The organism is Boseongicola sp. (genome assembly GCF_057460485.1).
The window spans coordinates 1-8,976 of sequence record NZ_JBVCWP010000165.1 but is presented as its reverse complement, the minus strand read 5'-3'; the positions used below and the strand labels follow the sequence as shown (position 1 = coordinate 8,976).

General features: G+C 57.8%; 11 protein-coding genes. 7 read left to right on the top strand and 4 right to left on the bottom strand.

What is annotated here, in order from left to right; translation table 11 throughout:
* From AC221Y_RS16135 to AC221Y_RS16115, 5 genes are all read left to right on the top strand, one after another.
* A partial coding sequence (locus AC221Y_RS16135; RefSeq protein ID WP_486707747.1) for a FixG Ig-like domain-containing protein occupies positions 1 to 590 on the top strand: 590 nt, incomplete at its 5' end.
* The gene (locus AC221Y_RS16130; protein ID WP_299754657.1) at positions 590 to 1,048 is read left to right on the top strand and encodes a FixH family protein; all 459 of its coding nucleotides are present in this window, start codon (positions 590 to 592) and stop codon (positions 1,046 to 1,048) included. The genes AC221Y_RS16135 and AC221Y_RS16130, both read left to right, overlap by 1 nt.
* Positions 1,045 to 3,162 carry a heavy metal translocating P-type ATPase gene (locus AC221Y_RS16125; RefSeq protein WP_486707746.1) on the top strand — a complete coding sequence of 706 codons (2,118 nt, stop codon included), beginning with the start codon at positions 1,045 to 1,047 and terminating at the stop codon, positions 3,160 to 3,162. Before AC221Y_RS16130 ends, AC221Y_RS16125 begins: the two co-directional genes overlap by 4 nt.
* A 2-nt stretch (positions 3,163 to 3,164) precedes the next feature.
* Positions 3,165 to 3,344 (top strand): cbb3-type cytochrome oxidase assembly protein CcoS, encoded by a 180-nt coding sequence (gene ccoS, locus AC221Y_RS16120; RefSeq protein WP_299754662.1) that lies wholly within the window; start codon positions 3,165 to 3,167, stop codon positions 3,342 to 3,344.
* A gap of 412 nt (positions 3,345 to 3,756) precedes the next feature.
* Complete coding sequence (locus AC221Y_RS16115) at positions 3,757 to 3,957, top strand: hypothetical protein (RefSeq protein WP_299754664.1); 201 nt, start codon at positions 3,757 to 3,759, stop codon at positions 3,955 to 3,957.
* A 50-nt stretch (positions 3,958 to 4,007) separates the two neighbouring features.
* Here the strand turns inward: AC221Y_RS16115 and AC221Y_RS16110 are convergent, their stop codons facing one another.
* On the bottom strand, positions 4,008 to 4,640 hold the full coding sequence (locus AC221Y_RS16110; RefSeq protein WP_299754667.1) for a tetratricopeptide repeat protein: 633 nt from the start codon (positions 4,638 to 4,640) through the stop codon (positions 4,008 to 4,010).
* On the opposite strand from AC221Y_RS16110, the gene AC221Y_RS16105 reads away from it, so the two are divergent.
* A complete protein-coding gene (locus AC221Y_RS16105) occupies positions 4,639 to 4,929 on the top strand; it encodes an SCP2 sterol-binding domain-containing protein (RefSeq protein ID WP_299754670.1) in 291 nt (96 codons plus the stop codon). The two genes, AC221Y_RS16110 and AC221Y_RS16105, sit on opposite strands and share 2 nt — an antisense overlap.
* An 83-nt stretch (positions 4,930 to 5,012) precedes the next feature.
* Entirely contained in the window at positions 5,013 to 5,864 is an 852-nt protein-coding gene (locus AC221Y_RS16100; protein ID WP_299754672.1) for an alpha/beta fold hydrolase, read from the top strand.
* Here the strand turns inward: AC221Y_RS16100 and AC221Y_RS16095 are convergent.
* From AC221Y_RS16095 to AC221Y_RS16085, 3 genes are all read right to left on the bottom strand, one after another.
* Complete coding sequence (locus tag AC221Y_RS16095) at positions 5,861 to 6,586, bottom strand: proteasome-type protease (protein WP_299754674.1); 726 nt, start codon at positions 6,584 to 6,586, stop codon at positions 5,861 to 5,863. The two genes, AC221Y_RS16100 and AC221Y_RS16095, sit on opposite strands and share 4 nt — an antisense overlap.
* 196 nt (positions 6,587 to 6,782) lie before the next feature.
* On the bottom strand, positions 6,783 to 7,526 hold the full coding sequence (locus tag AC221Y_RS16090; protein WP_486707745.1) for an OmpA family protein: 744 nt from the start codon (positions 7,524 to 7,526) through the stop codon (positions 6,783 to 6,785).
* A gap of 265 nt (positions 7,527 to 7,791) precedes the next feature.
* Positions 7,792 to 8,976 (bottom strand): 2-isopropylmalate synthase (locus AC221Y_RS16085; RefSeq protein ID WP_486707744.1); only part of this gene is annotated, 1,185 nt, incomplete at its 5' end.

Sequence of the window (8,976 nt, the reverse complement as noted above, 5' to 3'; positions counted from 1 at the left end):
TGGAATGTATTACCTGCGCGTTGTGCATCGATGCCTGTGACGAGGTCATGGATAAGATCGGCGCGGAGCGCGGACTTATCGATTATCTGGCGCTTGCCGACGAGCCACGCGAGCGTTCAGGCGATCCACCGCGCCCGATCTGGCAGCACGTCTTCCGCCTGCGCACTATGATCTACACTGCAATCTGGAGCGTTATCGGCATCGGCCTTGTCTGGGCGTTGTTTGTCCGCTCGGATATTTCGCTCACAGTCGAGCCTGTGCGCAATCCGCAATTCGTGACCCTGTCTGACGGTTCGATCCGCAACGCCTATACGTTGCGCATCCGCAACCTCACGGGCGCTGACCGGGAATTCCGGGTATCGCTGAACTCGGACGATATCCTGCGGATCGGCCTCGAGGCCGACAGCCGCCTGCCCAACCACGTGGTCGTGCCTGCTAATGAAACGCTAAGCGTGCGCACTTATGTCACCGCACGCTCCCAAGATCCGGCCGCAAGCCGCGATCGCACCGACTTCAGCCTCTGGATTGAAGCAGTTGATTCCGATGCGCGCGCAGGCGAGAAAACAGTCTTCAACGGAAAGGGATCGTAATGCCTGCAAGAACTCTGACCGGCTATCACGTCTTCGCCATTTTTGCCGCCGCCTTTTCGGTTATCTTAGCGGTCAACCTGACGCTTGCGTTCATGGCTGTGAACACCTTCCCCGGCCTTGAAACCAAAAACTCTTACGTCGCAAGTCAGACCTTTGATGCGGACCGCGACGCACAACTTGCGCTGGGCTGGACCGTCTCGGCGGATATAGAGGGCACCGATCTGGTGCTGTCGATCCTTGACGACATCGGCCCCGTTGTGCCGACCATCGTGTCGGCAACGCTTGGCCGCGCCACGCACGTTGGAGACGACCAGACGCCTGCATTTACCCATAACGGCGAAGCATTCGTCGCTCCAGTCGGTACCCTTTTGCGGGGCAACTGGAACCTGCGCCTTGTTGCGCGTGCGGCAGATGGCACGCTCTTTCGGCAGCGCATTGTGATGTGGATTGGTTTGTGATCGCAGCCTGTCCAGCCTGCTCTGCTTCGCCTGCCAACTATGCCGAGCCGGGCGATACAGGTGCGCCGACCCATCAGCTTTACCTGCCGACAATCCACTGCGCGGGGTGTATCCAAACCGTTGAAAGCACTCTGCGTGCACTCCCCGGTATCGAAGCCGCGCGCGTCAACCTGTCCTTGCGCCGTGTCGCTGTTACCGCCCCCTTCAACGCCGACCCCACTCCTTGGATCGACGCTTTGGCTGGCGCCGGGATCGAAGCCCACGAAGCCGATCTGGCAGATACCTCTGACTCCCGAGACCGCGATATCTTGATGCGCCTTGGCGTCGCTGGCTTTGCGATGATGAACGTCATGCTTTTGTCGGTTGCTATCTGGTCGGGTGCCACGGATGCCACACGCGATCTGTTCCACTGGATCAGCGGCGCAATTGCGATCCCTGCAGCGATGTTCTCGGCGCAACCATTCTTCAAGAATGCCTGGACCGCACTTGGCGCGCGCCGCGTTAACATGGACGTCCCGATCTCGCTGGCGATCCTTTTGGCACTTGGGATGTCGGTCTATGAAACAAGCGCTGGAGGCGAACACGCCTATTTCGACGCGGCCCTGTCGCTGACGTTCTTCCTTCTGGCAGGGCGGGTCCTTGACCAACGCATGCGCACGGCTGCGCGCTCGGCAGCGCAAGATTTGGCGGCACTTGAACCTCGCCGCGCCATTGTTTTACGGGGCGAAAATCGCGAAAGCACCGCGGTGTCGGACCTTGCCATCGGGGATGAGATATGGCTTGCTGCGGGAGGCCGCGTTCCTGTCGAAGCGCGCCTTACCGCAGGGAGTGTCCAGGTTGACCGCAGCCTTCTTACCGGCGAAAGCGATCCAATTCGCATCGACCTCGGGGACACTCTTTACTCCGGCGACGTGACCCTGACCGGGCCGATCACCGCAACTGTAACGACGGTGGGCGAAGACACGATGCTGCGCTCCATCATGCAGCTTGTGGCGCGCGCCGAGAGTGCCAAAAGCCGCTATTCTGGTCTCGCTGACCGTGCCGCACGCGCTTATGTGCCTATCGTTCATCTGACAGCCTTTGCGGCATTCGCGGGCTGGCTGATCATGACAGGTGATGTGCGCTATGCGCTGAACGTCGCCGTTGCGACCTTGATCATCACCTGCCCCTGCGCGCTTGGCCTTGCCGTTCCTGCCGTCGCGGCCGCTGCGACTGGCGGGCTGTTTCGGCGCGGGCTGTTGGTGAAATCCGACACCGCCCTTGAACGCCTTGCCAGCATAGACACCGTAGTCTTCGACAAGACCGGCACGCTCACCCGGCCAACACTGACTGCGCCTGACACGCTTGGCCGCGACGCCTGCGCCGTCCTGAAAGCGTTGGCGATGCAGTCCGACCACCCGTTGTCAAAAAGCCTTGTGAAAACGCTTGGCGACATTGCACCTGCCAGGCTTGGCAATATTACCGAGATCGCAGGCACCGGCGTGCAGGCCACATACAATGGTGAAACCGTGCGCCTTGGCCGGGGCGACTGGATCGGCACGGACGACGCGACCGCATTCCAGTTTGGGGATTCTTGGCCACTGCATGTGACCGAACATCTCCTGCCGGGCGCGCGTGGAGGCATCGAACAGTTGGAAGAAATGGGGCTGTCGCTGCACGTCTTGACCGGGGACAACGCCACAAAGGCCGACGCCTTGGGCCGCGAGCTTGGTCTGACCACTGTAATTGCTGACGTCGGTCCGAAGGAAAAACTCTCCTACATCGAAGGCCTCCAGGCGAAAGGCCATCACGTGCTGATGGTCGGCGACGGCTTGAATGATGTCGCAGCTCTTACGGCTGCCGACGCCGCGATCTCGCCGGGCACCGCGCTTGAAGCAAGCCGTTCTGCCGCTGACGTTGTCCTTGTGTCCGGTCAGATCGAATTGGTGTCTGAGGCCATAACCACGGCCAAACTTGCGCACCGTCTGATCCTGCAAAACTTCGGCCTTGCGGCAGCTTACAACATGGTCGCAATACCTCTGGCGGTCTGCGGCTTCGCCTCACCCTTGATGGCAGCCCTTGCAATGTCGACCAGTTCGATCACTGTGACCCTCAATGCTCTCCGTGCGAGGTAACTATGAACATTCTCGTCATACTCGTCCCCTGTTCGCTGCTTTTGGGCCTTGGCGCCTTGGCCGCTTTTGTATGGACGATACGCAACAACCAATACGACGATATGGAAGGCGACGCGCATCGCATCCTTCTGGACGATACATACGATATGGCGCCCCCAGCCGCGTCGAAGCCGCAGAAATAGCCTAATTGGCCCGGTTTCTCATCCTTCAATAATACCCCCCGCTTTGCCCCAAGGTCGTTCGCGTTTGCGAAAGAGTGAAACAGTGGCGCGTGTTTGATCGGAAGTGCGCGACAATGGAATTGCACTTCTACCGCCTGAAAAATATCATGAATTCAATGAGTTAAAAGACATCTGGCAACGAGTGACCGAAAGTCACGCGTTTACGCTTCGACAAAGCAGTCTTTCGCGGTCTTCACCATTTTCCTGCCACATTTCTGTCTAGGGTCAGTCTTGATTTACTGAGTTTCGGTTTCAATCTGACGACGCCCATAGTCGCCTTGTTCTGACAGAAACCAACAATCCGAGTGCCGTTCGACAACGAAAACAACCGATGCGGGCCACAGATTGGTCGCGAAAACGGGAAAGGATTGACATGAATACGACTGCATATTTTGACGCATCAACCGTTGACACACCGGCAGGCCTCGCCGCCACAATTTCCGCATCTGACGTCACGGGCATCCCAAGCGAAGGCACTGGCCTTCTGGGCGCCGCTAAGCAGCTCGTCCAGTGGTTCCTTGGAAATCGTCATTGTCGTCATGCTCCTTTAGTTTGGAAGCATGGGCCAATTTAGTCATACACAGAAGGTCGTACACTCTCGGATCACATGGTCCGGGACGGACTTCAGGTATCGCGCCCCTCAAGGCTGCTTTCCAGCCGATCAATCGAATTGGCCAGACCCTCGCGATTGGGATGCAGGCGCTCAACCTCGCGCCAAGCGGCCAGCGCACCCTCGGGTTGCCCGATCTCTTCAAAGATAATCGCAAGGCCCGACATCGCTCCAAAATGGTGGGGATTTAACGCAAGCGTGCGGCGAATGTCTTCTAAGGCCAACCCGTATTTCTGGTTCTGAAAATAGGCTGTGGCCCGTGCATTATATCCTTCCGCAAAATCCGGCGCGTGGTCGATCAGGGCGGAAAAGTGGAACAGGGCTGACGTCATGTCACCGTCAGCCATCGCAGCCATGCCGCGATCAAGCAGAAGGTCCATCGCATCAGACCCTGATTGGGACCAAATGGATTGAATACGCCCCTCTATCTGAACGGCAGCCGACGCATCAGCCGTCTTCAAACCCTCAAGCAATGCCTCGATCTCGTTGTCTTGCGCCGCCGCGGACGTCAGGAAAACCTGACTTGCACATAGTGCCGCAACGGCACATTTGAGATATGAAGAGAAAAACCGCATGACAGAATGAAGTTTAGCGTGTGGGGCTGCAATTGCCAGCCCTGCCGCGTCACGAAACCGGGAGAAGACCATGAGTGATATGATTGAACAGGCCGTCGCCAAACTAAACGAAAAACTGGACGCAAGCGGCTTTGACGGCACCGCGAAATTCGTCGTGGAAGACGAAGGCGAGATTTTGATGGACGCCGACGGAGCCCGTGCGGAGGATGGTGACGCAGATGTGACCATGACGGCTGACGTAGAAACCTTCAAATCGATCCTTTCCGGCGAGCTGAACCCAACCGCCGCCTTCATGTCGGGTCGCCTAAAAGTTGATGGCGATATGGGGGCTGCTATGCGTCTTGGGGCGGTGCTGTCCTGATAAGCGCGGCACCTTTCGATACCGCCCTGTCCAAGGGCCCAGCCGCCGAGGCGTTCTGGACGCAGGCGGCGGATGGCACGCGCTTGCGTGTCGGCCATTGGTCAGCAGACGCGCCCAAGGGCAGCATTCTGCTGTTCTCGGGTCGCTCGGAATACCTTGAGAAATACGGTCACGTCGCGCGGGATTTAACCGGTGCCGGCTATTCGGTCCTGTCGATTGATTGGCGCGGGCAGGGGTTCTCTGACCGTGTCACATCCGACGCACGTCTTGGCCACGTCGCCGACTTCGCTGACTATCAGCTTGATGTCGCGGCTCTGGTCACAATGGCTAAAGCCCGCGACCTGCCAAAGCCTTGGCATCTCCTCGGTCACTCCATGGGGGGCTGCATCGGCCTGCGCGCACTGATGAATGATCTTCCCGTTAAGAAGGCTGTCTTTTCGGCGCCGATGTGGGGCATTTTCGTGGCGCCAAACCTGCGCCCAATCGCACGCATTCTGCCGGGTCTTTCGCGCCTATTCAGCGGGCAACTGCGCACAATCCCGGGCACCAGCCCACGAAGCTATATGACGGACACGGCCTTTGCGAATAATCTGCTGACCACGGACCGTGACACCTGGGACTACCTGCAACGTCACGCTGAGGCAGCACCCGAATATGCGCTTGGCGGACCCACGGTGCATTGGTTCGAAAAGGCCCGCGAAGAAACTGCTGCTCTGCGCGCTGCACCCCGTCCAACACTTCCCGTCAAGACAATCGCAGGCACTCGCGAAGCCATCATTGATTGCAAAGCACTGATCGCCATGCACGAAAACTGGCCGTCAGGGTCGCTTGAATGGGTCGAAGGCGCGCGGCATGAATTGATGATGGAAGCACCCGCCATGCGTCAGCAGTTCTTCGATAAGGCATTCATGTTTCTAGAGGACAGCGCCGACTAGATCTTGATGTCGCTAAACGCGTCTTTCAAAGCAATCGACCAGGCCGCACTCATCTCGCGAAACACGTCGTCACCCTCTTCAATGCGACGGGACTCGGTGACCCGGCAGGTGTCTTTTTCGATTACCGTTAGGTCGAGAGGCATACCGACGCTGAGGTTCGAGCGCACGGTCGAATCCATGCTGAGTAATACGGCCTTCTTTGCATCCGACAGCGTGGTTTGCGGCGTCACCACCCGGTCGAGAATAGGCTTTCCATACTTGTGCTCGCCGATCTGCAGGTAGGGCGTATCGGCTGTCGCTTCGATGAAATTACCTTCGGGATAGATCAAGAACAGTCGCATCGCGCCCCCCGCACGCTGCCCGGCGACAATCATTGAGGCAGACGCACTTGATGCGTTTTCGCCCATCCGATTGCCAATCTCCTTGCTGGTTTCGTTCAATGTTCGCCCAATTATTTCAGCAACTTGCAGCATGCTTGGGGCCAGCAGTATCGACGATTGCGGCGTGGCGTCTGTGTTGGCCGCGGCCTCATCAAGTCGCGCCAGCGCGGTCTGCGTCACCGACAGGCTACCGGCGGTCATGATGATGATAATCCGTTCGCCGGGAACATCGAAGGTGAACGTCTTGCGATAGATCGAGATGTTGTCCAGCCCGGCGTTTGTCCGCGTATCGCTCAGGCATACAATGCCCGCGTCCAACAAAAGGCCTACGCAATACGTCATTTTATCTGCGACTCTCTGATTACGTCCTGAGATCGTGTAGTCCTCACCGAAGGGTCTCGCAAGGCTCATACACCCAAGCACGTTACGGCAAATTAAAAAGGGCGCGATCCCCACCCGGATCGCGCCCTTGCCCCACCCAGCAGACGCAGCGGCCCTAAAAGGTTACCGTTTTCCGCGTCCCGAGCATCTCGTTGTTTTAAAGTTCGTCGCCACCCTTGTTGTGTCCATCCGAATTCCCGGGATCGCCCGCCTCGTCACCATTACCGCGACCAGAGTTCGGGTTCTTGCCACCTGTCGATGGCGTATCATCGCCGGTCGACGTTTGATCGTCCGAAGGTGCCGGGTCGTTGACAGACGTCGGATCATCGGTTGGACCGGACGTTTCCGTTGGGATCGGATCGTCGAAAGAAATAGTCGTAGTGCCATTCCGTGCAACACCGCTCGGCTTTGTATCAATGAAGCCAAAGACTTCTGTCACCACGCGGCGATTTTCCCGCTCGCGGTTCAGGGTCTCAATAGCCGGCGCGTCTTCACCGAAAGACACCATGGCCTCAAGGCGCTCTTCTGAAATGCCTTTATTGATCAGATAGGCAACCGCCGTTGTTGCACGGCGCAGGCCAAGGTCGATGTTGTATTCTGTACTACCGACACGGTCGGCGTGACCATAGACGCGGAACTTAACGTTTGCGTTGTCGATGATCCAAGTGGCTTGTGCGTCAAGGCGAGCTGCCGCTTCTGCGTCAAGCCAGTCTTCGTCAAAACCAAAGTTAATTGTATAGGGCACGTCATTCTGGAATTGGCGGGCCACAACCGACAGGCTTTCGGCCTGTGGGATCTGCAAAACAGTTGCAGAGCGGGAAATTTCGGAGGGAGCACCGCAGCCGGTGAGAGCGGCTGCGGTAATCAGGAGACAAACAATACGCGTAGAAGAACCAAACATATTCTTCACTTTCACTCGTTACAAAACAAAACGCCGCGGGACACTTGCGACTTGGGGCATTTCTAGGGCGAGAATGTGGCAAGAGTTTGACCCCAAAGCCGATTATTGACATCATTTTGGCAATAGTGTCGGGCTGCCTTGAAGCACTGTTTCCAAAACCGCAGGGAATGGCGCTGTTTTGGTTAATTCCGGCAAGCGAATGTGTCGGAAAACGGGCGTGCGGACCGAGAATCGACCGGCGGCGTACGCCGGTCTGCTTTTCTTTTCAGCCGAGGTCTTTGTAGTTGACCGTTTTCACATCGGCGTCGGGTGCCGATTTTTCGCGTCGCACCAAAAGACGGTTTAGCGCGTTCACATAGGCTTTTGCGCTGGCCACGACGGTATCGGTATCTGCCGACTGCCCGGTCGAGATCCGACCCGCTTCTTCCATCCGCACAGAGACTGTCGCCTGTGCGTCCGTGCCTTCGGTCACGGCATGCACTTGATACAGCTGCAACTGGGCGTCATGCGGGAAAAGCGCTTTCACCGCATTGAACGTCGCGTCCACCGGCCCGTCACCTTGCGCGGTCGTCTGCTGGTCCACACCGTCAATCGTCAAAGTAAGGTCAGCCGACTGGGGCGCTTCGGTGCCGCAGATCACACGCAGGAATTTCACCTGAATACGGTCATGCGCCTCGCCCGACTCCTGATCACGCATCAGCGCTAAAAGATCATCCGTGAACACTTCTTTCTTGCGATCGGCCAGCGCCTTGAACCGCACGAACACATCCTTCAGCTGGTTGTCGCCCAATTCAAAGCCAAGCTCTTCCAATTTCGAGCGCAGCGCCGCGCGTCCCGAATGCTTGCCCATAACGATATTCGTCTCCGAAAGGCCAACGTCTTCGGGGCGCATGATCTCAAACGTCTCGGCGTTCTTCAGCATGCCGTCCTGATGGATGCCACTTTCATGTGCAAAGGCATTCTTACCGACGATGGCTTTGTTGTACTGAACCGCAAAGCCAGAAACCGTCGCCACGCGCCGCGAGATATGCATTAGCTTGGTGGCATCAACGCCGGTAGTGAACGGCATAATGTCTTTGCGCACCCGCATCGCCATAACGACTTCTTCCAAAGCTGTATTGCCCGCGCGTTCGCCGAGCCCGTTGATCGTGCATTCAATCTGGCGCGCACCGCCCTCGACAGCTGCCAATGAGTTCGCCGTCGCCATGCCAAGGTCGTTGTGACAGTGCGTGGCAAAAATCACGTCGTCCGCCCCCGGCACGGTTTCGATCAGCCGCCGGATCAGATCGGCGCTTTCGCGGGGCGCGGTGTAGCCGACGGTATCTGGGATGTTGATTGTGGTGGCGCCAGCCTTGATTGCGATCTCGACCACTCGGCAGAGGTAGTCTTCCTCGGTGCGGGTGGCGTCCATCGGGGACCATTGCACGTTGTCGCACAGATTTCGCGCGTG

What these genes read in the sequence shown, in the direction of transcription:
- AC221Y_RS16130 (WP_299754657.1), top strand. Translation starts at nt 590, where the DNA reads ATGCCTGCAAGAACTCTGACCGGCTATCACGTCTTCGCCATTTTTGCC.
- ccoS (WP_299754662.1), top strand. Translation starts at nt 3,165, where the DNA reads ATGAACATTCTCGTCATACTCGTCCCCTGTTCGCTGCTTTTGGGCCTT.
- AC221Y_RS16115 (WP_299754664.1), top strand. Translation starts at nt 3,757, where the DNA reads ATGAATACGACTGCATATTTTGACGCATCAACCGTTGACACACCGGCA.
- AC221Y_RS16105 (WP_299754670.1), top strand. Translation starts at nt 4,639, where the DNA reads ATGAGTGATATGATTGAACAGGCCGTCGCCAAACTAAACGAAAAACTG.
- AC221Y_RS16110 (WP_299754667.1), bottom strand. Translation starts at nt 4,640, where the DNA reads ATGGTCTTCTCCCGGTTTCGTGACGCGGCAGGGCTGGCAATTGCAGCC.
- AC221Y_RS16095 (WP_299754674.1), bottom strand. Translation starts at nt 6,586, where the DNA reads ATGACGTATTGCGTAGGCCTTTTGTTGGACGCGGGCATTGTATGCCTG.
- AC221Y_RS16090 (WP_486707745.1), bottom strand. Translation starts at nt 7,526, where the DNA reads ATGTTTGGTTCTTCTACGCGTATTGTTTGTCTCCTGATTACCGCAGCC.